Origin of the sequence: Microseira wollei NIES-4236 (assembly GCF_020521235.1) — a bacterium.
Lineage (GTDB): Bacteria > Cyanobacteriota > Cyanobacteriia > Cyanobacteriales > Aerosakkonemataceae > Microseira > Microseira wollei.
Genome location: NZ_BLAY01000062.1, coordinates 26775 through 51404 on the forward strand (window position 1 = coordinate 26775; position 24630 = coordinate 51404).

Below are 24630 nucleotides of genomic sequence, written 5' to 3' on the forward strand. Positions count from 1 at the left end.
TCAATAAGTTTGAATGCGAACGGTTCCCAGGGGAATTTCTTGATTCATTCCAGGGATTGTGCCATAAACTGGGTATAACCAAGTAAAGCCGTTATACATTGGAGTCCGAACGCCATTCATATTAATTGATAGGATGGTTTCAGCCGGTACGGGTTGGGAAAAAACAACCGTAGCCTTTTTGTTATTGATAGAAACTTGGGCATCAATTCTGTTATCCGATTGATTGGTTACTTCAATTCCATTGCGGATTTTAATGCCATCTGGTAGAGCAATTGAAAGTGATGAAAGGGCAGCTCCTTGCACGTGAATTTCAAAATGATGAGTCGGATTTGGGAAGCGAGCGTTATTAGGATGTGCGCCGCTATGGATAATGTGAGTAACTTTGAGATCCCAGTGACTTTTTGTTGCATGAACTGCTGGAATCGCCGAAGCGATCGCCAGGATAGATCCCGCCATGTAAATTAGCTTTTTCATGGTATTTTCTTATTAAAAAACTTATTTTTTCTTTACTACTAACTACGTTAACAAGCAATTGTGAAATCAAGATGAAATATTTAGGGCTAAGTCATAAATTTATCGGAGCGAGAAACTCTCGCTCCTACTTTATAATACCAAATCCGGTTTGCTCGCCCCCCTTATTTTATAGCCCGCGTAGGCGGGCGAGAGTTTGTGTAGCCCCACCCTTAAGGGTGAGGGTTAAAAAGGCGGTGTTGGAAGCGGATTTGGTATAACTGGGCAAAGTTACTGAACAACATTCACCCAAAAATCAGCGGTGACAATTTTACCATTGCGGTTGAATTGTCCCCAGAGTTTATATATCCCTGCTTGAGGAAAGCTGGTGATAAACTGCACTTGATTGGCAGGACTATCTTTTACAGCATGGGCGTGAATATAATCGGCTTTAGTCAATGGGGATGACTGTTTGACGATAACTAAATGTCCTTTCTCACCCAAGTAAGGCTGTAAATCTGCAATGGGTTGGTTGTTAGAAGTCTGTTGTAAGTTAAATATTAGAGTGACTTCTTTACCCACTTTGGGTTGCGGTTGAGAAAGCAAAAAATTGACTTTGGTATCCCCAAAGGTTTTGCTGCGATTAAAGTTAACGATGGGTGTGGCTGGACTGTTTCCAGGGACTTGCGCTTTTAGAACCGAAATTTGTTCTGATTGTCCAGAGGGTTTATAGTCGCTGAAAATAGTGTAATTTCCTGGTTGGGGAAACTTGGCATCGACTGCAAAATGTCCGTTGGTTTTGTAAGTGGGATGAAGGTGATCGAAAACCTGCAAATCATCGCTGACAACTATTAGGTGCATCAGCTTTTCTTGAAAGGTGTCAAATTTAGATATCCCATTCCCAGCCTTGTCTTGAATATCAATTCCCAACGTCACATTTTGATTCGCAGCAATTGTTTTTGGAACGGTAAGTTTAGCCTGGGAACTTGCGGTTATTTGCCCTTGTTCTTGATGGTGGTGGTTGTGACTATTTTCTCCCATTCCCATGTGATGTTCGTGGGAATGATGAGTTTCCTGTGTGGGTTGCATTTTTGGGCTACGGGCAATAGCTACTGCGGTAACGGCGCTACCTGCTAGTAGGCCAATCATACCGTAAAGCGCTAATTTTTTATTCATAATTCTGCCACTTTATTGATTGAAAGAAAACCTACCGTTAACTTTTTCTCCCCCAATATCTGCTGTGATTTTAACTTGATATTGACCCGCTGCTTTTTGGGGAAGCACAACAGCGTAATGTTTGCCCTCTGCATCGTATTTCATATCTAAATTTTTCGGCGTTCCATCTGGTAATTGAACTTGAGCTGTTACTTTAGCATTAGGAACTGTTTCGTGAGCTTCGCCTTTTAGTAAATAAAAATCTAGGTGCGTTCCGCTGTCTTCTTTTTCAGCTACAAACTCTAAATGGTAAGCACCTGTTTCAACTACTTGACCGATTTTTGAGGATTTGAAAACCTGTGATTTTGTAGCGGTTTCGGCGGTAGTTACTGCTGAGGTGTTGGTTGAAGTTGTAGAAGATGTGTTGTTACTACAAGCTGCTAAGAACAGGACACTACCGATAACCAACAAGTTTGATTTGAGGGACCGCATCATTTTTTTTCCTTGTATCCACTGAAAAACGCACTTTGTTTTATAGTCCTCTTGAGAGGACTTCCGCTATCAGCCAGAGAATTTATTCTCTGGCGGGTAATTGATTGGCGCAACAGCACTGAGCATGGCAATTTTATATTTTAGACTTTACATCATGGTGAGGTTCTTGATGCTCACCTCCTACACCTGAACGAGATAGAGTTGGATGTTTAGAATTTTGTATTTCATAGGTAGAAATGTCGGATTCGATATAAGCGATCGCCACCGGATTTTGCTTCCCACGACGACTCGCCCAAACAGTACCTGCCCAAAATGTGCCACATGCGATCGCACCCCCAAGTGGTATAAATGACCACCAAGGTAGACCATTTTGGATAGAAGAATTTACTTTTTTCTCCCCTGCTCCTCCGCTCCCATGCTCCCCTGCTTTACTACCACCGCGCAACGATTGGGCATAAAGTTGAGTCGCCCGCTGGGTAACAATTAAATCTCCCTCAAATAACCCAGTTTTAACTTCAACCATATCCCCAGAAGTTTGACCCAAATTTACTTCAACGGGTTGATAAGCATTGCCATTTTGGAGATACACAATTTTTTTGCCATTCCCATCAACAATTGCTGAGTTAGGAATCGCCAAAATTGCACTGTTTGTAGTATCTGTTAAAACTTCTAATTCGGCAAACATCCCCGGTTTTAGCACGTTGCTATAGTTTTCCAATTCGGCTTTTACCGGCACGACTCGTGTTTCTCCTTCTACAACAGAACCAATAACGGTTATTTTACCGCTCAATGTTTGGTTGGGCAAACTAGCAACATTCACGCTGACTTTTTGACCTTTCTTGACTTTGTATAAATCTTTTTCATAAATATTAGCACTGGCAAAAACCCGACTGTCATTGACAATTGTCATTAACTTGCCCCCGGCATCTTGAAATGATTGACCCAAAGTCACTTCTCGCTCGGCAACTTTGCCAGCAATGGGAGCCGTTACCGTTACCAATCCTTTCCCATTAGCTTTTGTTCCTAATTGTTGCAGCCGAGTTTGATAAGCCTCGTTACTTAAATTGAGCCGCGATTTTGCCACTTCAACCCCAGAGGTAGCGCGTTTTAATTCCGCTTCTGCTTCTAAAACTTCGCGCCGACTCAGCGCTTTTGTAAGTAAAGCTTTTGCTTCTGCCAATTTACTTTCTGATTCCCGCAAATCCCGCCAAGGTAAATCTACTTCAGCGCGTTTCACTTCAGTTTCAGCTTGGATAACTTCTGGGCGTCCGAGTGCCTTAGCAAGAGATGCTTTCGCTGCTGCTAAATGCGCCCCAGATTCTAGCATTTGCCGGCGCGGTAACGCTCCTTGTGCCACTAATTCTCGCTCTCGATCGTACTGTTCCTGAGCCACAGCTAATTCTGTTTTCGCTCTGGCGATTTCTGCTTCCGAAATTCGCAACTGACGCTGATAGTTTTCTTGGGCAACTGTTAAAACAGCTTTTTGATTTACTAGCTCTCGATCTCGGTCATATTGTTTTTGAGCGGCTGCGAGTTGGCTTGTCGCTTGCGCTATTTCCGAGGCGGCGATTGTTTGCTGACGCCCGTAGTTTTCTTGAGCGAGTTTTAAGTTGGCTTGTGCTTGTTGTAAAGAGGCGATCGCTTCTGCCCTTTTCTCCTCGGAATTAACCCGCAATTCCACCAACTCGGGTGCAGCGATAACCGCAATGGTTTGACCCGCTTTTACATTAGCACCCGGTTCTACCAATAACTCAACAACTTTCCCTGGAATCGGTGCAGTAACTTCAACTTTTTGACTGGGGAGAGTTTCAATTTGCCCGGTAGTTTTAATCCCAATTGCCAGTTGCTGACGAGTGACTGGCTCAACTTTAATCCCCAGTCGTTTGGCGGTTTCGGTATCTACCTGAATTGCATCAGAAACCTGAGTTGTTTCGCTACCGCTATGAAACTCATCTCCATGTCCAGCGTGGGCTAAAACAGCACTGGGAGTAGTGAGTAAAACCAGACTCAGCAGCGTAGAAGAAACACAACTGATACCAAATCCGGCTCGACCACCCCCTTTATTTTTATAGACCGCGCAGGCGGTCTTTGTTTGTGTAGCCGCGACTTCAGTCGTTAGGAATAAAAGGGGTAATAGAACCGGATTTGCTATGAGCGCCGCCAGAGATGGGAAACGATCTAGCAGATTGCAAATGATTGAGGTAGAGCCAAAAGGCTTTGTTTGTATAGCGGCACCGTTAACGGTGCCGCTACACAAACAAAGCCGTATGAAGTACGGTTGCAAACCGCTGTAAGAGTTGCTCGTCATCGGTTAAGTACCAACAGAACAGCTAAAGCAAACCCAGGTAGCTAACGCCAGAAAGCCGCCAGCAACGGCGATCGAGACAGCTGCCCGAAGCGCTTACCCTTCAGTGTTTCATACAGAGATGAAATTAGGATGAAATTGTGATGAGCGGTGGCGAAAAAATCATCCCCCAGTTGGGCGATCTATTTAGGTGAAGTGGGAGTGGGGAAATCAACTTTATTCTAAAAGTGTTCCAACAGATTATGAGTACGGGAATAACTATGAAAGCTTTTAGCGATAAAAACGCCACACCGCAACCAACTGGAGATCCTCGGATAAAAAAACCCCTACTGCGACGCGGTGCTTCTGGTCCAGCGGTTATAGAACTACAAAAACTCTTACTTCACTACGAGGTATTATCCACTTCCCCCGATGGTTTATTTGACAAAAAAGTTGAGGCTGCTGTCAAAGCATTTCAGCACCGCGTTTTCCTCAAAAAAGATGGTATTGTGGGAGCGCTAACTTGGCAAGCACTCTACACGGGAGTCCCGCTCAATATGCCAACTTTACAGCGCGGCAGTCAGGGTGAGGCTGTTATAACCTTGCAGACTGTTTTACAGGGTGTTAGCTTCTTTCGCGGCGAAATTAACGGTAAATTTTGTTTAGATACCGATGCTGCGGTGCGAGCTTTTCAGAAGCGCTACGGACTTGTACCCGATGGCATTGTTGGCCTTTATACTTGGTTGGCTTTGAGTAAAGTTCCCCATTAGCCAACATATTCAGATTTAGAGTTGGGTTTCGTTACCTCAACCCAACCTACTAACCCAAGTTGCTAGTTATAACTATCGTGGGTTGCACAGCAGAAGCTAATCGCTAATTGCTAATTGCTTATGGGAATATTTTTCGGTTCTACCATTAGCCATTAGCCATTAGCTATTAGCCATTAGCCATGAGCAGCCCTAAAAAGATAAGTAGCAACTTGCGTTACTAGCATCACGTTCGCTGAATTCACAACTTTGTATATCTGTCAATATTAATTCGACGGATTTTCCGGTTGATTTTTATAAAGCGACTCTAACTGTTGACGTGCGTCCTCTACACCGATCGACTTCATCACCAAAAGAGGTTCTTCAATCACGTTACCAGCCGCATCCAAAAATTCTGGGTGCGGTACCTGCTGGGGACGGCGTCTAGAATTCGAGTTGTACTGATAATCTGTACTGATACTAAGCAAGCTGCGCATGAGATTGCCGACAGCTAAAAAGGCAATTATCGTGAAAGCCAAAATGTAAAGCAAGTGAAACATCATATCCTCCTCCGATTCAGATAGTCAACAGCATTAGGTGAGAAAGTTTTATCAAAAATGAGAGATTTTAACCAAACGTTACAAGCCAGTCTAAGGGTTGGAGGCTTTACATCTCCGGTTTTTGTTCCGTAGATTGCTCCATGCGAAAGCGCATTGCCACTTGCCAGCATTCGGTGACCAATATATGCCAAGGCATGAGGGTGGATGTTTCCACGCCCACTTGACCGCCAATGGCTTGAAACAGCATCTGAGTCGTTCTGACTTCAGTTTGAGCCTGTTTTACCCGCGCCAGTAAATCGGCTTGCTGCTCTTGAGTTAAGAAGTGAAGTTGCTCGGTTTCCAGGAAGTTGCGCGAGCGCTCAAACCAATACGTAAAATCTTCTAATAGCGGTTCCAGTAAGGTTTTGAGCAATTCCGGCTCCGGCAAGTTTGAATTGGGCATCAATCGAAAGACAAGCTTACTAACTTACATCATAATCTTAACCTCATTTACGTTTCGTTACATTTCTGGCAGATTTTGTTAAATATCCCTACTCTAACCAGCGGTAGGGCAAGTCGGTAAGATAGAGCGGTAGGGGGTGGACTCTTGTGCGGGTGAGCAGGGGAGCAGGGGAGCAGGGGAGCAGGGGAGATGGGGAGCAGGGGAGATGGGAAGAATGATAGATTCAAATTCCCCTGGGTCCCTCTGCTGCTTTTGCCTCCCCGCCTTCTTGCCCAAGAGCTCACCTGCCCAAGATCCCACCTGCCCAATGCCCGATGCCACTATTATCAATTTTTTTCTTAGAAACATGGTTCAGCAGCCTTCAATTAAACCAGAATCGACCGATTCCCCAGAACAGCCAGTAAAAATGTATTTACCTCGCACCAACGAATCTGAAACCTTAAAGAAAATTCGTCACACCGCCTCCCACGTGATGGCGATGGCGGTGCAAAAGTTATTTCCCAAAGCGCAGGTGACGATCGGCCCCTGGATTGAAAATGGATTTTACTACGATTTTGACAATTCTGAACCATTTACGGAAAAAGATTTGAAAGCCATCCAGAAAGAGATGGTCAAAATCGTTAACCGCAAATTGCCCGTGATTCGGGAAGAAGTCACCCGCGAGGAAGCCCAACGCCGCATCAAGGAAATTAACGAGCCTTACAAACTGGAAATACTAGAAAGTATAAAAGAAGAACCGATTACGATCTACCACCTGGGAGATCAATGGTGGGATTTGTGCGCGGGTCCCCACTTGGAAAATACCGGCGAGTTGAACCCCAAAGCAATTGAACTAGAAAGCGTCGCCGGGGCATACTGGCGGGGAGATGCTACCAAAGCGCAACTGCAACGGATTTACGGCACTGCTTGGGAAACTGCGGAACAGCTGGCAGAATATAAACGCCGCAAGGAAGAAGCATTGCGCCGGGACCACCGCAAACTGGGCAAAGAATTAGGACTGTTTATATTTTCCGATGACGTAGGGCCTGGGTTGCCTTTGTGGACGCCCAAAGGAACCGTGTTGCGGAGTCTTTTGGAAGACTTCCTCAAACAGGAACAACTCAAACGCGGTTATCTACCCGTCGTCACGCCGCACATCGCCAAAGTGGACTTATTCAAAATCTCCGGACACTGGCAGAAATATAAAGAAGATATGTTTCCTTTGATGGCAGAAGATGAGCAATCTGCGGCGAAGGAAGAGGGTTTTACCCTCAAACCGATGAACTGTCCTTTCCACATCCAAATCTATAAAAGCGAGTTGCGTTCTTATCGGGAACTGCCGATGCGCTTAGCGGAATTCGGCACGGTTTACCGCTACGAACAATCTGGGGAATTGGGCGGTTTAACGCGGGTGCGGGGTTTCACTGTCGATGATTCTCACCTCTTTGTCACGCCAGAACAATTAGACAGCGAATTCCTGAATGTAGTGGATTTAATTCTGTCGGTGTTCAACAAGCTGCAACTGAAGAATTTTAAAGCCAGATTGAGTTTCCGAGATCCGGCATCGGATAAATATATCGGTGCTGATGAGGCATGGGAAAAAGCGCAAGGTGCAATTCGCCGCGCGGTAGAAAAGCTGGGAATGGAACACTTTGAAGGTATTGGGGAAGCAGCATTTTATGGCCCCAAACTCGATTTTATTTTCCGCGATGCCTTGGAACGCGAATGGCAGTTAGGAACGGTGCAAGTAGATTACAATTTGCCAGAACGATTCGAGTTGGAATATGTGGCAGAAGATGGCACGCGCCAGCGTCCGGTGATGATTCACCGCGCACCTTTTGGCTCGTTGGAAAGGCTAATTGGGATTTTAATTGAAGAGTATGCGGGAGATTTCCCCTTGTGGTTATCACCAATTCAAGCGCGATTGTTGACGGTTAGCGATGAGTTTTTGCCATTTGCTAAAGAAGTCGCGGAAAAAATGCGATCGCTCAATATCCGCGCCGAAGCAGATACCAGCGGCGAACGTTTGGGTAAACAAATTCGTAACGCCGAAAAAGACAAAATACCCGTGATGGGAATTGTCGGTGCCAAAGAAGTCGAAACCGACAGTCTCAGCATTCGCACCCGCGCTGCTGGAGAATTAGGCTCAATCCCAGTTGCCGAAGTATTGGAAAGGCTGAAAAACGCTATTTCCAACTACAGCAACTTCTAGGGAATATTATTAGAGACGTTGCGTGCAACGTCTCTACAATCCCAAATCCCAAATCTAAAATTCCTATGCCTAATCCATTTCCACGGATGAATCCCTATTTAGAACATCCTGATGAATGGCCTCAAGTTCATCACCTGCTACTTAGTAGCTTGCTGGAAACATTAGTACCTCAGTTGCTACCGAAATATATTGTCACGATAGACAAGCGAATTTACCGGGCCAGTGAAAGCGAAGATGACCTTTTAGTAGGTCTTCCAGATGTTAGCGTGCCAGATAACCAGACTGGAACGGAGTCTAGAGACTCTGCTGTTGCTGTTGCTACGCCAACGGCTACACCTGTAGAAGTAAGAGTTCCAATGTTGATGGAATTTAGAGAAGGATATTTAGAGGTACGCGAAACTAAAAATAAAGAAGTAGTGACAGTTATTGAATTGCTGTCACCTGCAAATAAACGTGCCGGACAAGGACGCAAAATGTATGAAGAAAAACGACAGCAGGTACTGGGAAGCCGTACTCACTTAGTGGAAATTGATTTGCTGCGAGGATGGAAACCTCTCCCAGTTTTTGATAGTAACCTTGCCGCGAATTATCGGATTTTGGTGAGTCGGGGCGACCGGCGACCCAAAGCGGATTTATACCTGTTTAATTTACCCGATGCAATCCCGACTTTCCCGTTACCTTTGCGGCGAGGCGATGTAGAACCCATTGTCGATTTGCAGCCATTAATTAATGGGTTATACGACCGATCGGGTTATGATTATACAATCGATTATAATAGCGAAACCGTGCCGAAATTGTCAGAATCAGAGGCAAATTGGGTAGATACATTAACGCAAGTTGCTAGTTACATCAAGCGGTACTGGTAATGGCTAATGGCTAATGGCTAATGGGTAGTTGTCAAGAAGGCAAAAGCCTGTTAACCCAATTAGCAATTAGCCATTAGCAATTAGCAAGCGAGCAATTACCGCTGTCACAAGTTATAACTAGCAACTTGGGTTACATTACTGCGAGAAAAAGGCTTAAGGTAAAAGAGGTGAGTTTATGCCTAATCCATTTCCTGGGATGAATCCCTATTTAGAACATCCTGAAATATGGCCTGAAGTACACAATAGATTGATAATAGCGCTCGCGGATGCTTTGGTTCCTCAATTAGTCCCAAAATATCGAGTTAATATCGAAAAGCGAGTTTATCAAGTTAATGGGGATGATTCGCTTTTAGTAGGTATTCCTGATGTAGTTGTGCAACAACGTTTGCAAAATCAAACAAATCAAACAAATTCTAATGTTGCTGTTGCTGCGCCACCCGTCACACCTCGTCGGGTGAGAATGCCTATCCCTTTGGAATTCAGAGAAAGGTATTTGGAAGTAAGAGAAATAGCAACTAAACAAGTAGTGACAGTTATTGAAGTGCTTTCGCCTACAAATAAACGCGCCGGACAAGGACGAGAAATGTATGAAGAGAAACGTCAGCAAGTATTAGGAAGTCGCACCCACCTTGTGGAAATTGATTTACTACGGGCAGGGAAACCAATGCCTGTGTTAGACAGCGATATAGAAGCAAATTATCGCATTTTAATCGGTAGGGGAAATGAGCGCCCAATGGCTGATTTGTATTTGTTTAATTTACCAGATGCAATTCCCTCTTTTCCTTTACCTTTGCGGCGCGGCGATGTCGAACCAATCGTAGATTTACAGACGTTAATTAATAGTATATATGAGCGAGCGGGGTACGATTATGTAATTGATTATAACAGCGAAACCGTACCGCAATTATCCGAATCTGAGGCAGCTTGGGCAGATGGTTTGTTGCGGGAAAAAGGGTTAAAGTAATGGGGGAAGTGGAGAGCGATATGCCGACCGCACGCTACGCGAACGCTTTCTTACATAAACTTTTAGTGGTACTTTCAACGGCAACAACTTCAGGACTTACCCACGACGAACCTATCATATCATGTCCAATAGCAACGGTTGTGTAACTGCTAAATAGCTAATCGCTAATGGCTGCTCTGAAGGCAATTGACAAGCGAGCAATTAGCAATTAGCAATTAGCCTCAGGACATGATATCACCTTTGTTTCTGGCGGCGTACTCTGGTTCTTTTGCCACGATTTTTCGCAGAAACCCGGTTTCTTTGCGTATAACTTTTGTATAAGTTGCAACCCTAGCAATCTTTACTACTAAGTTGGACAACTAAAATAAATCCATATTAAATGGTTCAGGTTGCCATTGATTTATACCAAACAGAGAACAAGTAATAGATTCCCGCAGAACATCCGCCGCTAAACCTCCTGCCAAACTTCCTTGGCTATCTCTTAACAAACGTTCTACATCATATTCAGTTGAAAATCCCCATCCTCCATGAAGATTCATGGCAGTTTGGGCTATGCGAACAGCCATTTCTGTTGTATGTATTTTAGCTATTGCCACTAGCTCGCGAGCGGATTGCTTCTTCTCTTTTAACCAAGCGACATGCCAAATAATAGCACGTGCTGCGTTAATTTCAGCTTTCATATCTACTAATTGGCGATGCACCGATTGCAATTCAATTAAAGGTACACCTGCTACTTGAGCTTTTTTTGTATAAGATATAGCAGACTCAAGAGCAGCTTCAGCAATTCCAAGCGAACAACAACTAATCAAAAATTGTCCCCATTATACAGTTTTTAATAGCTCTGATAAATTGGTATTTTTGAGTATAATTACATCTGATTCAGGCACTGCAACATTTTCAAAAGTTATTCTTCCCCAAGGCATAGCGCGTAATCCGTGAGTTTCTATACGCTCTTGTTTAATATTTTGATTTTTTAGCTCGACGAGCGCATAGGCAAATTCATTTTTGAGATTGCCTTTCTCGTCGGCAATGTTCGCATATATTATCCCAACATCAGCTCCCGGAATATTGGTGGTTTTATTTTTTTTTCCATTGAGCAAATAGCCGTTTTTCGTTTTTACTAAATGAGTCTGCATATTAAGTTGATCGCTTCCTCTCAATTCGACCACCGAGAAACAAGCAATTTTTTCGCCTTTGATGACGGGACGCAGCCATTTTTCTTGGTGAGCTGGAGTGCCAAAATTTGCGATAATTTTGCCACTGAGTAGGGTAGAAATTGTCGCAACCCAAGCTGTACTTGCACAGGCTTTAGCTAGGGTTTCTATGGCAATAGCCAAGGTAACACCATCAGCTCCTTTGCCACCCAATTCTCGCTCGTGAAAGAGGGCAAAATATTCTTTTTGTTTAAGGTATTCCCAGTTTTGCTGAGGAAATATACCCGTTTGATCTGCTTCCCGACTCCCAGGAGCAATCCGTTCTTGACAGAAGTTAGAAAAAGTTTCTTGAAACTGTTTTTGTTCAGGGGTAAGTGAAAAATCCATTGTTTAATTTTCCCTTCATGATATCAACCAATCTAAAATATTGCTTGAGCGATCGCAGAACGAGTAATTTCGCTATCGCCACCAAGGATAGTCAGCAACATGGCATCTCGGTAAAACCGCTCTACATGTTGACTGAGAAGCAGACCATTACTTCCGTGTAACTGAACCGCATCCCGTGCTACCTTCTGAGCTTTTTCTGAAATAAAAACCTTAGTCATTGCCATTTCCACCAGCAGCTGATCGCTATTTTGTGTCATTAACCAAGCTGCACGATCGGCTAAATGCTGACTGAGTTCATAATTAATTCTCAGGTTAGCAAGAATGGCGCGGATTCCTGAAAAAGTTGCCACCCGTTTGCCGAGTAGTTCTCGGTTTTGCGCTTGAGTCACAGAGCGATCGTATAAAGCCTTCATAATACCAATCCAAGGTGCAATGATCAGAAATCGCTCCCAATTTTGCATCAGCAGCAAGATTGTTTTGAAATCTGTTACCTCGAACAAGTTTTGCTGAGATACTTTATAATCTTCAAAGTACAGATCTCCTACGGGACAGGTTTTCCAACCCAATCTAGCTAGGGATGGATCGACGCGCAATCCTGCCAATCCAGTTTCTACTATGAAGGTAGAGATGGTATCTTTCTCTGTAGCCGCAGCGACTACAAACAAGTTTCCTTGCATACCATTGGCGATCGCTTTCGCTACCCCGTTAACTAGCAAGTAATCTCCTTTATTCACCGCCTTCAGCTGCAAATTTTGTGCCTTAAAACCCTGTTCCCAATCACCCAAATAATATCCCCCGACTTTTGCGCCACCACAGAGTTGGGGTATGTATTTTTTCTTCTGCTCTTTATTACCAAATTTTTCAATCAGCAAACCGCAGATTACATGAGTTCCCCAAGCTTGGGATAAACCTACATCTAATCCTCCTTCGGCAAAACCTTGAATTTGTAAGTAATAGTCGAATACAGATTGATTTCTGCCACCTTAATCCGTCGGAAATATACTGCCTAATAAGCCTTCTTCACCCATTTTTTCAAAAATATTGGCTGACCACAGTCTTTCTTCATCTCGTTTGATTACTGTGGGAGCTACTTGCTTTTCTGCAAATAGCCTAGCTGATTCTTTCAGTTGCTCTTGAAATTGAGAAATTGTCAAATTCATGGTTAACGATCGAGAGTTAATAGTTCAAAGGCAAAATCAACTTCTTATTTTTCATAATTTTTGAATCTTTCTGCCAAAATCCGAACATTTGGTTCTAGCAGCATGGTGTAATGATCTCCGGGAATCGTATAACTCTCCAAGACTTGGGAATAGTTTTGATTCCCATCCCATTGAAGCCCAAGAAGGGGTTGCTCTATTTTTAAAGACTCTTCAGCATCAAACCAGACAATTCGATTGGCAGAGACGATTCGAGGTTTGTAGTTTTTGATTTGTTCCATTGCGGTGTTGATGCCATTTTTGTAGGCTTGAAAAAGATTTTTTAAATCCAATAAATTGTGAGTTTTTGGCAATATATCGGCGGCGATCGCTTGCTGCAAAATTTGCCTCAATCTTTCATCTATCCCAAGCTCTCCGACTTGGTTCGATATACCAGGTAGTTTTTTGCCGTAACGACAGCCTAAGTAACTGGCAAATCGCATCACTAATTTGTCATCATCACTAGAAGGTATATTCCGGACATCAAATAAAGCTAACAAAGCAACTTCCTGGCCTTTTTCATTTTGCTGGCACACCCACCTAATGACCACCCTCCAAGAAAGTAAGGACCCTCTGGCTTCAGACTGTGGAGAATTTCCAGACAATGCGCTGCTACTTCCTCAATGGGAGTTGGAGAAAATAATCGATCCTCAAGACTTTTATAATTGTCTATATCGGATGGTTTCAAGGCGTAAAATGGTCGTTCATTGCCCAAATGAGAGGCTAAATCGCCGTAGCAAGATACATCTAAGGCACCTGGATGGACGCAGATAAAGGGAGGCTGGAAACCGCAAGGTTGAATGGCTATCAGTTCTTCGCTGTGTGAATTACAATGTTGCTCTGCTATTGTCTCGTGGGGAGAAAGGGAAGGAATCGCTTTGGCGAGCATTTGCTTGGTTAGTTGCTCCAGGCTAATATCTGGCAAAGTGTTGACTGGTGGTACTATCTTTCCCAAATGCACTTCAATCTTGCTTTTTACCTCTATTGCCATTAGAGAATCAAGTCCTAAGTTCTTAAGAGGTGCGTGCAAGTCTAACTTGGAGTGAGAAATTTCCAATACTCTTGCCACTTGTTTTGCTAAATAGGATTCCATAAGCTGATGACGATCTTGCGGATTTGCGGCTGTTATTTCTGCAATGGTTAGATGTGGAGCTGGGGAGGGTTTGAAAGAATGGCTATTGTCACCATTACTAGAAAGCGTCAGACTATTTTTTGCTTTAGCTATTGCCTCTGGGGTTATTGGTGCTTGGGCAACAATGACGGCTTGAGAGAATAAATCCTCAAAGCCTGGTTGAATAGTTGATACTTCTGTAAATCCATTTTGTTGCAAAAATTCTTGCCACTTAAAAGCGGACAGCAAGGGATAGTTAGGTCGTAGATCGTAGTCGGAAAACATCCACCATCCCTTTAATAAGCCAAAAATTAAGTCTATCCAGCGGCGAGGAGCTGTTCCTTCCAACAGCACTAGCATTCCTCCGGGAACCAATAATTGCCGTATATGCTGTAAGGTAGTGCGTAAATCCCTGGTGGCGTGCAGTACATTAGCAGCGATAATCAGGTCGTAATGATGGCTGGCAAATCCTTGCTGCTGCGGAGATTTTTCGATGTCTAAAACTTGGTAGTGGACGAAAGGGTAATCAGCGAATTTCTGTCGCATCCGAGCGATAAACAACCGTCCTATATCAGTCAACGCATACTCCGTCTGCTGGGGATTTAGATGAGGCAAAAGACGGACAGTCGTTCCACCCGTACCGGCACCAATTTCTAGGATGCGGACTCTTCGTTCTTGGGGTAGATGCTTCAGCAATCCAGAGATCGCCTTTTGCACGAGAGCATTCATCTGCACAAAAGTAGGGGAATCCTGATATAGCCTTTCTAGAGTCGTATCTGCTTCTTCGGGGAATAACAACTGTAGCGCCTCTCAAGTTCCTTGAAGCACCTTTCCCAGCTTGGAAGCACAACGATCGAGAAGGATTAACTCAGCTTTTGCTGCTGGGTACTGAATTAATAATCTACTCCAACGCTCTTGTGGAGATTGAATCTCAGGCACAAAGGCAACTTCCCACTCTGAACCTATCCCTTTTAGCACTCCAACTTCCGATATAATTTCTAGCAACCGTCCTAGCAATCTCTGCTGTTGGTTAACAACGCCTAACTGCTCTGCGATGAAGGCGGTAGTCAAGCGCTGCCCCTGTTGAAACTTCCATCCCATTTCCTTGAAGGCGTTGAGAATATAGTCAATGCTTAAGCTTTCTAACCCATCTAATAGTTCTGGTTGTGGGATTAATTCACCCACAAAAGGCATGACTGCATCGCGAATTTCTCCGGGAGTCGGCATCCATTCAGCCACAGAGAATGCAGAGGGGAGCGAGTCAGAGATTAACTGTTTTTCGCTCTGTTCAAATAAGGCGTTTAGCAGCTTAGGCAGTAATTTCATCTCCGACTCTGAGAACCTGCCGGATTTGTTCAGCTGCTCGATTAAAGTTTGGCGATCGCTCTCCGCTAAATTGGGAAAGAGGGGATTTGTTCCGAGGCGCGATTGCTGGGATTCCACAGACTCGTACCAATAACGCTGTCGCTGCCAGGGATAGGAAGGCAACCGCACGAAGTTTCCTGCTTGCGGATAGAGCTGATGCCAATCAACCGGATATCCCAAAGTGTAGAGCTTACCCAGCGAGCCTAGCATCATCAGACGCTCTGATTCTTTGCGTCGCAAGGAAGGAATTACCATTCCTTTACCTTTAACAGCAAGAAGGCTCACGTCTGACCCGAAGGGCAGCGTGAGATGAATTGCGAGTGAGTTGACGACAGTCCTTTGACCGATGCCGAAGGCGAGAGAAAAGGACATGGAGGAAACGAACAAATTCCCGTGTATTCACCACAGTATTCATTATTTATGTTATCATGAATGTGTGAACACGGTAAGGTCGATGCCATGTATAGAGCAATAAAAGTTAGAATTTATCCTACTGATGAGCAGGAAGCCTACTTAACTCAATGTTTTGGTAATACTCGGTGGCTGTGGAATTATATGCTCAATGCCACTACCACTGCGTATAAAGAAACTGGTAGGGGTCTTTCTAAAGCAGCAATGGATAAGTTGCTTCCGGGATTGAAGAAAGAATATGAATGGTTGGGACTTGCATACAGTCAAGTGCTGCAACGAGTCACATTCAACCTTTCAAGTGCTTTTGTCAACTTCTTTGAAGGGCGCGCCAAATTCCCTAACTTTAAATCTAAGCATGGCAAGCAATCGATTCAATATCCTCAAAATGTGAAACTAATACCACGGGATTCCGTGATTAAGTTTCCAGGCAATTTGGGGATGGTAAAAGCCGTGTTCCACAGAGAACTGCCGGATGCTAAATTCACAACTGTAACCAGATCGAAGAATGCAGATGGTAGACAGCTTCTATTCTGTTTAATCAGGAAGACAATCCGGTAGCTGCAATTAATGAAGCTATTGGAGTTGATTTAGGATTGAAAAATTTGGCTATAACTTCTGATGGGTCGAAATACGACCTACCTAAAAAACAATTAGCAAAACTAGAGAAGAATAGAAAACGTAAGCAAAAGAAGTTATCAAAAAAAACAGACAAGACATCTAACAAACGTCGCAAAGCTAAACGCTTAGTCGCTAAAGTCTCTGGCAAAATAGCTAGAGTAAGAGAAGACTTTCTACACAAGCTATCTCGCTTTCCGGGCATACGAAAACAAAGTTATTTGCGGAGAAAATTTGGCAGTGAAGAACATGGTTAAGAATTCCAACCTTGCGAAAGCTATTAGCGACCAAGGCTGGGGAATGTTTTTAACCATGTTGAAATACAAAGCCGAGAGATTTGGTCACACCTACTTTGAGATTGGTCGTTTCTTTCCATCTTCTCAGCAATGCACGTGAAACTCTACTACCGATTCCCATGCTGCAAAATGGCTACGATTCATTGGGTGTTAGGTTTGTAGATTGCCCACACTGCTCATCGCAGCATGATAGAGACATTAATGCTGCAATAAATATTAGAAATGAGGGATTGCGATTATTGGCGTTAGGAACTAGCGCTTCTGCCCACCGAGGGGATGTAAGACCAAAGTCTTCGGGACGTAAAAAATCCACGAAGACCGAGGCAATCCCCAATGAATTGGGAAGCCTACACCGTACCGCAAGGTCGGTGTAGGTAGTTCACTCCCAGCTTTTGCCAGACACTCGGAGATTGAATTAGCGAGAACTGGATGAGAGCTTATTTCTAGGTAGTGCTTGTAACCTGCTTGAATCAGTTGAGCGATCGCTGTCGCAAACAGAACCGGATTCCTCATATTTTTTCCCCAGTAGGTTCCATCTAACTCCGAACCTTCAACCTGCCTACCCGTGACGGTAGAAAACAGGGGAATTTTAGCTGTTTGAGGCTTGATTTCCAGCAGCGATTCTGCTAAATCTGCCTTGAATGGCTCCATCAACGGGCTGTGATAAGCTACCTCAACTTGCAGGAACCGGCAGAAAATCTGTTTTAACTCTAAAGATTTAGCAATTTCTTCCAGGGGGGTGCTAGCCCCAGCGAGAGTGACAGCGCTAGGACTGTTGACAGCTGCTACAGAAACGCAAGTCTCGTATCCGATTAAAGCTTGCTCAGCCTCTTTTAATGACAGTCCAACTGCTAACATTTTCCCTTTACCAGCAGCGATCGCTTGCAAGCGACTGCGATGGAAAACCACCCGGATAGCATCTTCCAGACTCAGAATTCCAGCAACGTGGGCAGCAGCAACTTCGCCGACACTATGACCCACAATCCCTTGCGGGGTAATGCCCCAAGAACGCCACAAGGCGGCTAGAGCGACTTGCACGCCAAAAATGGCACATTGAGCGATTTGGGTTTGATTGATGCGGGAAGTCTCCTGTGATGCTGTCAGTTCCTCCCACAATGACCAATCGGCATATTGCCGCAGCAAGCGATCGCACTCCTGGATAGTTTGGCGGAATACGGGTTCTTCTTCCAACAGCTGACGCCCCATTGCCCACCATTGCGGCCCCATGCCGGAGAAAATGAAAGCCAGTTTGGTTTCTTTTTCTGGTGTCACCACGTCATTGCAAGACATGCCCAGACGGGTTTCTCCAGCTAGAAATGCTGCCAATTTTTCGGCTAGATCTTGTTTGGAATCAGCTACTATCGCCAGCCTATATTTATGATGGCCTCGCCGCAGACTCGCGCTGTAACATATGTCTGATAGTGAAACGCTGGAATTGATATCTTCACCAGTAGTCCTCTCCAATAACTCTTGTGGGATAGGCGTCTCGCCTGTCAAAGAGTTTGTTTGTTTGAGAGATCTAATTAACGCAAGTTGCTAGTTATAAACAAGGGCGTTGCTAATTGCTAATTGCTAATTGCTAATCTAGGATTTTTACTGACATTAGCCATTAGCCATTAGCCATTAGCCGCTCCCAGAGAGATAACTAGCAACTTGAGTTAATTAAAAAGTCACGGGTTAGGAGCGCAACAGCCTTCAGAGCTTCCGGACTCTTTGCCGATAGAGGCAATAAGAATGATTTTGGATACTCGATTGTATATTGTTGATTAATTTCGCCCGCCGCATTTTGAGGTGCTTCTTCTAGAAGTACGTGAGCATTGGTTCCCCCAAACCCAAAGGAATTCACCCCAGCTAAGCGCGGACTATTACCGTTATCAGGCCACGTTTCTAGAGTCTGCGGCACTCGCAACCGCAACTCCTCAAATCGAATTTTGGCATTGGGTGTGTGGAAATGCAGATTGGGCGGAATCTGGCGATGCTTCAAAGACAGCGCTACCTTAATCAATCCAGCAATACCTGCTGCTGATTCTAAATGTCCGATGTTGGTCTTAACCGAGCCGACAACGCAGTAGTTTCCAGGATCGCGATTGGCACCTAGTACGGTTCCCAAGGCGTTTGCCTCAATTGGGTCACCTACGGCTGTACCCGTCCCGTGAGCTTCCACATACTGTATCTGCTGTGGTGAGACACCAGCCTGACGACACACCTTTTGCAGCAAAGTCTCCTGGGCTTTGCCGTTTGGAACTGTAATCCCATTGGTGCGACCGTCTTGGTTTATACCACTGCCCCGGATGACAGCATAAATCGGATCTCCGTCAGTTAGAGCAGCCGATAAAGGCTTCAGAACCACAATACCTGCCCCCTCGCCCCGAACGAAACCATTGGCTTGTGCATCAAAACTTTTGCAACGACCATCAGGAGAGAGCATCCCTGCTTTGCTGAAACTGATAGTCCACTCTGGCTTGAGCATGACATTCACGCCTCCTGCCAAAGCAAGGCTACATTCTCCATTCCACAGACTACGACAGGCAAAGTGAACCGCAACTAGAGACGAAGAGCAGGCGGTGTCGAGGACAACGCTTGGACCGTGAAAATCAAATATGTAAGAGATACAATTAGCGGTGATGCTCATAGCCATGCCTGTAGCTGTTTGAGCATCAATCAAATTGCGATCGCGATCGCTGCTCTGGATGTTCTGGTAATCGTGGATATAGATCCCAACAAACACACCAGTGTTCGAGCCAACAAGGCGTTCTGCCACCTGTCCCCCATCCTCTAGCGCTTCCCAAGCTACCTCTAGCAGCAGTCGTTGCTGCGGATCGATGCGAGCGGCTTTTCGCGGGGAAATACCGAAAAATTGGGCATCAAATCGATCTATCTTTTCGATAAATCCACCCCAGCGGGTATGGGTTTTGCCCGGTTTTGCCTTGTCTGGGTCGTAGAAACTCTCCACCTTCCAGCGGTCTGCTGGCACTTCTGTTATGGCATCTATGCCGTCTCGCAGCAGTTTCCAAAACGCTTCGGGACTGTTAGCACCCCCTGGAATGCGGCAGCCGATGCCAACGATCGCGATCGGTTCTGTTTCAGTTTTTTTATCTTGGGAAGCCGACTCATTGAAACTCCCCAACTTGCTGTCTTCGGTTTTCGCAACCATGAACGCCCCATTGAGATTGCTGATTTAATTAATTTAACTGCCGCTAGTTATAGTATTAAAGCTTTTTTTTCTATCCATACATAGCCAATTTTTCGCCAGCGTTCGCACGCGCTGGTGTCAGTTTTACTTGATGAATCATCGAGATAAATCGCATTATAGCAGCCCTAAATTTATTGTCAAATCCACGTCGTAGATCGCCAAAATATTTACTAACACCATTGTTCCAAGTAATACAATTAGCCAAAGTAGGAAAAGTAGGAAAAGTAATAAAAAATGATGTGGCACTGTCTGCCAAAAAAATTACAAAAACTCTTCAGCGTCAGGATAGATATTTAACACCCCAGTCTTGGCAACAAATGTGCAATAACGCAATATTAACTCAAGTTGCTAGTTATTTATCGAAGAGCGGCTAATGGCTAATGGCTAATAGCTAATGTCAGTAAAAATCCTATATTAGCAAGCTGGCAATTAGCAAGCTGGCAATTAGCAACTCCCTTGTTTATAACTAGCAACTTGCGTTATTAGTAAAAATTAACAACCGGGCTTCAAGAAAATCGGCGATCGCATGTAATGATATTATCTGCGTTGATCTGCGATTAAAAATTGAAAATGAGCAAAAGCGTTACGGTTAGAGTTCCCGCCACGACTGCTAATTTAGGGCCAGGTTTTGACTGCATTGGTGCAGCTTTAACGCTGTACAACGAGTTCAAATTTTCTCGCTTAGATCCCCCCCAACCCCCCAGCGTTCCCAGGCAGAGCCGTGGGAACGAGGGGGCGCTAAGAATTCCCCAACCCCCCAGCGTTCCCAGGCAGAGCCGTGGGAACGAGGGGGGGCTAAGAATTACTGTCACTGGTATTGAAGCAGACCGCGTTATTACCGATGAAAGCAATCTAGCTTATCAATCTTTCTTAAAGTTGTACCAGCATATCAATCAAACGCCGCCACCCGTGCAAATAGAAATCAATCTCGGCGTACCGTTAGCGCGAGGATTGGGAAGTTCGGCGACGGCGATTGTGGGGGGGTTAGTAGGTGCAAATTTGTTAGCGGGTTCGCCAATGCCTGAAAATGAAGTGATGGGGCTGGCGATCGCTCTCGAAGGACACCCAGATAACGTCGTCCCCGCCTTGGTGGGTGGATGTCGTCTCGCCGCTACCAACGCCACTGATTGGGAAATCTGCGATATTCCCTGGCACGGGGATATTATTCCTGTAGTGGCAATTCCCGATTTTGAACTTTCCACGGCGGAGGCGAGGCGCGTTTTGCCTACCGAATACAGCCGTGCTGATGCTATTTTTAACACGGCGCATCTGGGTTTGCTCGTGCGCGGGTTAGAAACTGGTAAACGCGATTGGTTACAAGCAGCTTTGCAAGATAAAATCCACCAACCTTACCGCCAAGCATTGATTAAAGGCTATGATGCTGTCAAAAACGCGGCGTTAGCATCTGGTGCATATGGCATGGTAATTAGCGGCGCAGGGCCTACACTTTTAGCATTAGCAGATGGGGCATCAGCACCCGCCGTGGCGACGGCGATGGGGGATGCTTGGAAGGAACAAGGAGTGAAACCAGAGGTACTTACGCTGCAAATAGATTCCCAAGGAGCAAAAGTTAGTATCTAGAAAAATGTTTTCTATTACCGCTACTTTTTCAGCAGTCGTTTCAGTATTTGAATCAATTCTGACGGATGGAAAGGTTTAGTAATATAAGCATCTGCACCTTGTTTTAGCCCCCAGTAACGGTCGAATTCTTCCTGCTTAGACGAACACATAACCACAGGTACATTCTGCGTTTCCGGGTTCGATTTCAGCCGACGGCAACATTCATAACCGTTCATCCGGGGCATTACGATGTCCATCAGTACTACATCTGGACGATGCGCTGCAATTTGGTTGAGCGCTTCGATTCCATCACTCGCTTGGGTGACTTGCAGTCCCTTCTCTTGGAGGAAACCTGAAATCATCTCCCGTTGCGTCCGACTGTCTTCCACAACCAAAACTGTAACCATAACTCTCCAGGGTTTTGCAGGGTTAAAAGATTCATTTGAACATAATGGTAGTGTCCCCGAGCGGGATTTCACTTCGGTAAATCAAACAGACCCACTTGTACTCACAGTACAATCACCCTGTTATCAATCTCCGAGAAACCCCTGTTGCAGTTGGCTTATATATTCGGATACAGGTTTGCATTGTTCTATTCCCAAAATCACAAAGGAATTGTGTCATGGATCAATTACAACTAGAGATAGAAGCAATTCGATCTCAAATACAGGCTCTGCGACAGGAACGGGAACAGATCAAAGTCGATCCGTTAAGTCCAGACAATGAGTCACCCAAGGCTATAGCCTCTGCTTACCGCCGCCGTGCCAGAGAATTGGCGCTAGCTGCGGCCGAAGTCAAGGGAATTGACGATGCTATCGCTACCCTAGAAGCTCAATTAAAGCAGAAACTAGCCGAGTCAAACAGGTTACCGGCTAAAACTAGATACACCCAATTGGAGGAGCAACTAGAAGCGGGCAGAGAAAGCGCTCGCGCCCACGCCCAAAGAATTAATCAACTCTCAGCGGAACTGGCACAGGAGATCCAAGCACTGAAAGCAATCGCTGATGACATCGCTCCCAGTTATTGGCAAGTCTACTACAAGCCTTTCATTACAGGCTTCAGAAGTATCTCCGTTCCTTACGTCCGCTCTGATGGCGACGTTTGGACGATCGTCAATCGAGTTGTTTGACTACTGGCTGGGGCAGTATTCGTCGTCCCTGAACAGCTTCATCCAAGTTGGGTCTATGCAGGGAACTACTTTAACCCCATTCTGGCAAAGTCCCAACCCAATTGTCTGGGTCGCTAGGGTAGTGCGGATCCGTAGCTTTCCCACTACCCACTTACCTTTCTAGGAGAAAATGCGGAGGATATTTTTAACCAGGCTCCAGACCCCAGTCAGGTACTTATGTATTTATTCTTATCTATGCTGACCGCTACTTTTTTCCGCGTTTCCACCATTCTCAAAACTTTACACAGCTTAATAAAATGAAAGTGTATGCAATAAGTATTTATTCTCAGTGATGTTTAGCACCTCGTTTCCTTGGCTAACCACTATAATTCTGCTACCCCTAGTAGCGGCCTTTGCGATTCCCCTCATCCCGGACAAAGAAGGCAAAACCGTCCGCTGGTACTCGTTAGGGGTGGGAATTCTGGAATTGGGCTTGATCGTTAATACCTTTTGGAATCATTACGATTTACAAAGCTCATCGCTCCAGTTGGTGGAAAACTACCCCTGGATACCGCAGTTGGGTTTGAATTGGTCGGTGGCTGTGGATGGTCTATCCATGCCGCTGATTGTATTAACCGGCTTGGTAACGACTTTAGCCATCTTCGCCGGATGGAAAGTTACCAACAAGCCGCGTTTATTTCACTTCCTAATGCTGGCAATGTATAGCGCCCAGATTGGCGTGTTTGCGGCTCAGGATCTGCTTTTGTTCTTCTTGGTGTGGGAACTAGAGCTAGTGCCAGTCTATGTATTAATCTCGATCTGGGGCGGTCCAAAGCGCCTCTATGCAGCTACCAAATTTATTCTCTATACGGCAGCAGCCTCCGTATTTATACTGGTTGCTGGCTTAGCAATGGCTTTCTATGGCGACAATATTACGTTTGACCTTTCAACCCTGGCACAAAAGCACTACCCCATCGGGTTTGAACTTTTACTATATGCTGGCTTGTTGATTTCCTTCGGCGTCAAACTGGCCATCTTCCCCCTACACACTTGGTTACCGGACGCCCACGGCGAAGCTTCTGCCCCCGTCTCGATGATTCTGGCAGGGGTTTTGCTCAAGATGGGTGGTTATGCACTCATCCGCATGAACGTCGAAATGCTGCCCCACGCTCACGTTTACTTTGCTCCGGTGTTGGTGATGCTGGGTGTGGTGAATATTATCTACGGTGCGTTGAATGCCTTTGCTCAAAAGAATCTCAAACGGCGTTTGGCTTCTTCTTCGATTTCCCACATGGGGTTTGTCCTGATTGGCATCGCCTCTTATACCGAGTTGGGAATTAACGGTGCTTTGTTGCAAATGATTTCCCACGGGTTAATTGCCGCCGCGTTGTTCTTCCTCGCAGGTGTGGCTTACGATCGTACGCACACCTTGATGATGGATAAAATGGGCGGTATTGCTAAATCTATGCCCAAAACCTTCGCTCTGTTCACTGCGGGTGCGATGGCTTCCCTAGCGCTACCGGGAATGAGCGGATTTGTCAGTGAGTTGACGGTATTCTTGGGCGTTACCACCAGCGATGCTTATAACTCCAGCTTCAAGGTTATCGTAGTGCTGCTGTCGGCAGTGGGATTGATTCTGACCCCGATTTACTTGCTCTCGATGCTGCGGGAAGTGTTCTACGGCAAGCAAGATGAAAAGCTAGCCCTCGAATCTTGGATGGATGCAAAGCCTCGCGAAATCTTGATCGCCGCTTGTCTGTTGCTGCCGATTATCGGAATTGGGTTGTATCCCAAGCTGATGACGCAAACCTACGATGTGAAAGCGGTAGCAGTCGCAGCCGAAATGCGCCAAGTTCTGCCCATCGTTGCTCAACAAAAATCGCCCATCTACTCTTTCAACTCCAACGCACCTCAAATACTCGATAGCAATTCGCTTTAGATCGGGAATTACGCAACGACACCTAAAAATACCGGGAGCGTGGTAGCCCCGCATTTTTAAATCGGGGCGGAAACGCGATGCGAGCAGATTTATCTGCCGTCAATATTAGGTGAATTTAATTAATATTAACACTCAGGTTAAAAGG

22 protein-coding genes and 3 pseudogenes are annotated in these 24630 nt (G+C 45.2%); 9 read left to right on the forward strand and 16 right to left on the reverse strand.

Translation table 11 applies throughout. From position 1 onward, the window contains the following. The 4 genes from MiSe_RS20680 to MiSe_RS20695 all read right to left on the reverse strand — a co-directional run bounded on the left by MiSe_RS20680 (position 1) and on the right by MiSe_RS20695 (position 4405). Positions 1 to 474 carry a DUF2808 domain-containing protein gene (locus MiSe_RS20680; RefSeq protein ID WP_226584474.1) on the reverse strand — a complete coding sequence of 158 codons (474 nt, stop codon included), beginning with the start codon at positions 472 to 474 and terminating at the stop codon, positions 1 to 3. Positions 475 to 741: 267 nt separating this feature from the next. After that, entirely contained in the window at positions 742 to 1626 is an 885-nt protein-coding gene (locus MiSe_RS20685) for a DUF8832 domain-containing protein (RefSeq protein WP_226584477.1), read from the reverse strand. Positions 1627 to 1638: 12 nt separating this feature from the next. Next, positions 1639 to 2097 carry a hypothetical protein gene (locus MiSe_RS20690; protein WP_226584526.1) on the reverse strand — a complete coding sequence of 153 codons (459 nt, stop codon included), beginning with the start codon at positions 2095 to 2097 and terminating at the stop codon, positions 1639 to 1641. 133 nt (positions 2098 to 2230) lie between these two features. Further along, on the reverse strand, positions 2231 to 4405 hold the full coding sequence (locus tag MiSe_RS20695; protein ID WP_226584480.1) for an efflux RND transporter periplasmic adaptor subunit: 2175 nt from the start codon (positions 4403 to 4405) through the stop codon (positions 2231 to 2233). A 257-nt stretch (positions 4406 to 4662) separates the two neighbouring features. Here MiSe_RS20695 and MiSe_RS20700 point away from each other — a divergent pair, with 257 nt between their 5' ends. Beyond that, positions 4663 to 5151, forward strand: a complete 489-nt coding sequence (locus tag MiSe_RS20700) for a peptidoglycan-binding domain-containing protein (protein WP_226584482.1) — start codon at positions 4663 to 4665, stop codon at positions 5149 to 5151. A gap of 263 nt (positions 5152 to 5414) precedes the next feature. On the opposite strand, the gene MiSe_RS20705 is transcribed toward MiSe_RS20700, so the two are convergent. Next, complete coding sequence (locus tag MiSe_RS20705) at positions 5415 to 5687, reverse strand: DUF2973 domain-containing protein (protein WP_226584528.1); 273 nt, start codon at positions 5685 to 5687, stop codon at positions 5415 to 5417. Positions 5688 to 5793: 106 nt separating this feature from the next. Further along, positions 5794 to 6129, reverse strand: coding sequence for a DUF2605 domain-containing protein (locus MiSe_RS20710; protein WP_226584484.1), 336 nt, complete (start codon positions 6127 to 6129; stop codon positions 5794 to 5796). A 346-nt stretch (positions 6130 to 6475) separates the two neighbouring features. Here MiSe_RS20710 and thrS point away from each other — a divergent pair, with 346 nt between their 5' ends. The 3 genes from thrS to MiSe_RS20725 all read left to right on the forward strand — a co-directional run bounded on the left by thrS (position 6476) and on the right by MiSe_RS20725 (position 10150). Next, positions 6476 to 8320, forward strand: a complete 1845-nt coding sequence (gene thrS, locus MiSe_RS20715; protein WP_226584486.1) for a threonine--tRNA ligase — start codon at positions 6476 to 6478, stop codon at positions 8318 to 8320. Between the two features lie 65 nt (positions 8321 to 8385). After that, on the forward strand, positions 8386 to 9186 hold the full coding sequence (locus tag MiSe_RS20720) for a DUF4058 family protein (protein ID WP_226584488.1): 801 nt from the start codon (positions 8386 to 8388) through the stop codon (positions 9184 to 9186). Between the two features lie 175 nt (positions 9187 to 9361). Further along, positions 9362 to 10150 (forward strand): DUF4058 family protein, encoded by a 789-nt coding sequence (locus tag MiSe_RS20725; RefSeq protein WP_226584490.1) that lies wholly within the window; start codon positions 9362 to 9364, stop codon positions 10148 to 10150. Between the two features lie 359 nt (positions 10151 to 10509). On the opposite strand, the gene MiSe_RS20730 is transcribed toward MiSe_RS20725, so the two are convergent. The 7 genes and pseudogenes from MiSe_RS20730 to MiSe_RS20760 form a co-directional block, all read right to left on the reverse strand. Then, the gene (locus MiSe_RS20730; protein ID WP_226584492.1) at positions 10510 to 10959 is read right to left on the reverse strand and encodes an acyl-CoA dehydrogenase family protein; all 450 of its coding nucleotides are present in this window, start codon (positions 10957 to 10959) and stop codon (positions 10510 to 10512) included. A 12-nt stretch (positions 10960 to 10971) separates the two neighbouring features. Beyond that, a complete protein-coding gene (locus MiSe_RS20735) occupies positions 10972 to 11691 on the reverse strand; it encodes an acyl-CoA dehydrogenase family protein (RefSeq protein ID WP_226584494.1) in 720 nt (239 codons plus the stop codon). A gap of 32 nt (positions 11692 to 11723) precedes the next feature. After that, entirely contained in the window at positions 11724 to 12152 is a 429-nt protein-coding gene (locus tag MiSe_RS20740; protein WP_226584530.1) for an acyl-CoA dehydrogenase family protein, read from the reverse strand. A 72-nt stretch (positions 12153 to 12224) separates the two neighbouring features. Next, positions 12225 to 12851 (reverse strand): annotated as a pseudogene (locus MiSe_RS52805) (acyl-CoA dehydrogenase family protein); the annotation flags it as partial. Between the two features lie 44 nt (positions 12852 to 12895). Then, a complete protein-coding gene (locus tag MiSe_RS20750) occupies positions 12896 to 13387 on the reverse strand; it encodes a thioesterase domain-containing protein (RefSeq protein ID WP_226584497.1) in 492 nt (163 codons plus the stop codon). Beyond that, positions 13381 to 14796, reverse strand: a complete 1416-nt coding sequence (locus MiSe_RS20755) for a methyltransferase (protein WP_226584500.1) — start codon at positions 14794 to 14796, stop codon at positions 13381 to 13383. Before MiSe_RS20755 ends, MiSe_RS20750 begins: the two co-directional genes overlap by 7 nt. A gap of 12 nt (positions 14797 to 14808) precedes the next feature. Further along, positions 14809 to 15735: a hypothetical protein gene (locus MiSe_RS20760; protein WP_226584503.1), complete on the reverse strand. Its 927-nt coding sequence runs from the start codon at positions 15733 to 15735 to the stop codon at positions 14809 to 14811. Positions 15736 to 15822: 87 nt separating this feature from the next. Between MiSe_RS20760 and MiSe_RS53910 the strand changes: the two are divergent. Further along, positions 15823 to 17059: pseudogene (locus MiSe_RS53910) on the forward strand (RNA-guided endonuclease InsQ/TnpB family protein). Between the two features lie 28 nt (positions 17060 to 17087). Here MiSe_RS53910 and MiSe_RS20770 read toward each other — a convergent pair. After that, a pseudogene (locus tag MiSe_RS20770) lies at positions 17088 to 18182 on the reverse strand (acyltransferase domain-containing protein); the annotation flags it as partial. 148 nt (positions 18183 to 18330) lie between these two features. Continuing rightward, positions 18331 to 19839 (reverse strand): type I polyketide synthase, encoded by a 1509-nt coding sequence (locus MiSe_RS20775; RefSeq protein WP_226584505.1) that lies wholly within the window; start codon positions 19837 to 19839, stop codon positions 18331 to 18333. A gap of 173 nt (positions 19840 to 20012) precedes the next feature. On the opposite strand from MiSe_RS20775, the gene MiSe_RS20780 reads away from it, so the two are divergent. Together MiSe_RS20780 and thrB are read left to right on the forward strand one after the other, a co-directional pair. After that, positions 20013 to 20252, forward strand: coding sequence for a hypothetical protein (locus MiSe_RS20780; protein WP_226584508.1), 240 nt, complete (start codon positions 20013 to 20015; stop codon positions 20250 to 20252). 196 nt (positions 20253 to 20448) lie between these two features. Next, on the forward strand, positions 20449 to 21459 hold the full coding sequence (thrB, locus tag MiSe_RS20785) for a homoserine kinase (RefSeq protein ID WP_226584511.1): 1011 nt from the start codon (positions 20449 to 20451) through the stop codon (positions 21457 to 21459). A gap of 20 nt (positions 21460 to 21479) precedes the next feature. Here thrB and MiSe_RS20790 read toward each other — a convergent pair whose 3' ends face one another. Then, complete coding sequence (locus MiSe_RS20790) at positions 21480 to 21845, reverse strand: response regulator (protein WP_226584513.1); 366 nt, start codon at positions 21843 to 21845, stop codon at positions 21480 to 21482. 215 nt (positions 21846 to 22060) lie between these two features. Here MiSe_RS20790 and MiSe_RS20795 point away from each other — a divergent pair, with 215 nt between their 5' ends. Together MiSe_RS20795 and MiSe_RS20800 are read left to right on the forward strand one after the other, a co-directional pair. Next, positions 22061 to 22567, forward strand: coding sequence for a hypothetical protein (locus tag MiSe_RS20795; RefSeq protein ID WP_226584516.1), 507 nt, complete (start codon positions 22061 to 22063; stop codon positions 22565 to 22567). Positions 22568 to 22898: 331 nt separating this feature from the next. Then, positions 22899 to 24485 carry an NAD(P)H-quinone oxidoreductase subunit 4 gene (locus tag MiSe_RS20800; RefSeq protein ID WP_226584518.1) on the forward strand — a complete coding sequence of 529 codons (1587 nt, stop codon included), beginning with the start codon at positions 22899 to 22901 and terminating at the stop codon, positions 24483 to 24485. Positions 24486 to 24630 lie beyond the last annotated feature (145 nt).

What these genes read in the sequence shown, in the direction of transcription:
- MiSe_RS20735 (WP_226584494.1), bottom strand. Translation starts at nt 11,691, where the DNA reads ATGGATTTTTCACTTACCCCTGAACAAAAACAGTTTCAAGAAACTTTT.
- MiSe_RS20800 (WP_226584518.1), top strand. Translation starts at nt 22,899, where the DNA reads ATGTTTAGCACCTCGTTTCCTTGGCTAACCACTATAATTCTGCTACCC.
- MiSe_RS20680 (WP_226584474.1), bottom strand. Translation starts at nt 474, where the DNA reads ATGAAAAAGCTAATTTACATGGCGGGATCTATCCTGGCGATCGCTTCG.
- MiSe_RS20725 (WP_226584490.1), top strand. Translation starts at nt 9,362, where the DNA reads ATGCCTAATCCATTTCCTGGGATGAATCCCTATTTAGAACATCCTGAA.
- MiSe_RS20705 (WP_226584528.1), bottom strand. Translation starts at nt 5,687, where the DNA reads ATGTTTCACTTGCTTTACATTTTGGCTTTCACGATAATTGCCTTTTTA.
- MiSe_RS20710 (WP_226584484.1), bottom strand. Translation starts at nt 6,129, where the DNA reads ATGCCCAATTCAAACTTGCCGGAGCCGGAATTGCTCAAAACCTTACTG.
- MiSe_RS20695 (WP_226584480.1), bottom strand. Translation starts at nt 4,405, where the DNA reads ATGACGAGCAACTCTTACAGCGGTTTGCAACCGTACTTCATACGGCTT.
- MiSe_RS20700 (WP_226584482.1), top strand. Translation starts at nt 4,663, where the DNA reads ATGAAAGCTTTTAGCGATAAAAACGCCACACCGCAACCAACTGGAGAT.
- thrB (WP_226584511.1), top strand. Translation starts at nt 20,449, where the DNA reads ATGAGCAAAAGCGTTACGGTTAGAGTTCCCGCCACGACTGCTAATTTA.
- MiSe_RS20795 (WP_226584516.1), top strand. Translation starts at nt 22,061, where the DNA reads ATGGATCAATTACAACTAGAGATAGAAGCAATTCGATCTCAAATACAG.
- MiSe_RS20720 (WP_226584488.1), top strand. Translation starts at nt 8,386, where the DNA reads ATGCCTAATCCATTTCCACGGATGAATCCCTATTTAGAACATCCTGAT.
- MiSe_RS20740 (WP_226584530.1), bottom strand. Translation starts at nt 12,152, where the DNA reads ATGCAAAATTGGGAGCGATTTCTGATCATTGCACCTTGGATTGGTATT.
- MiSe_RS20775 (WP_226584505.1), bottom strand. Translation starts at nt 19,839, where the DNA reads ATGGTTGCGAAAACCGAAGACAGCAAGTTGGGGAGTTTCAATGAGTCG.
- MiSe_RS20790 (WP_226584513.1), bottom strand. Translation starts at nt 21,845, where the DNA reads ATGGTTACAGTTTTGGTTGTGGAAGACAGTCGGACGCAACGGGAGATG.
- MiSe_RS20685 (WP_226584477.1), bottom strand. Translation starts at nt 1,626, where the DNA reads ATGAATAAAAAATTAGCGCTTTACGGTATGATTGGCCTACTAGCAGGT.
- thrS (WP_226584486.1), top strand. Translation starts at nt 6,476, where the DNA reads ATGGTTCAGCAGCCTTCAATTAAACCAGAATCGACCGATTCCCCAGAA.
- MiSe_RS20690 (WP_226584526.1), bottom strand. Translation starts at nt 2,097, where the DNA reads ATGCGGTCCCTCAAATCAAACTTGTTGGTTATCGGTAGTGTCCTGTTC.
- MiSe_RS20760 (WP_226584503.1), bottom strand. Translation starts at nt 15,735, where the DNA reads ATGTCCTTTTCTCTCGCCTTCGGCATCGGTCAAAGGACTGTCGTCAAC.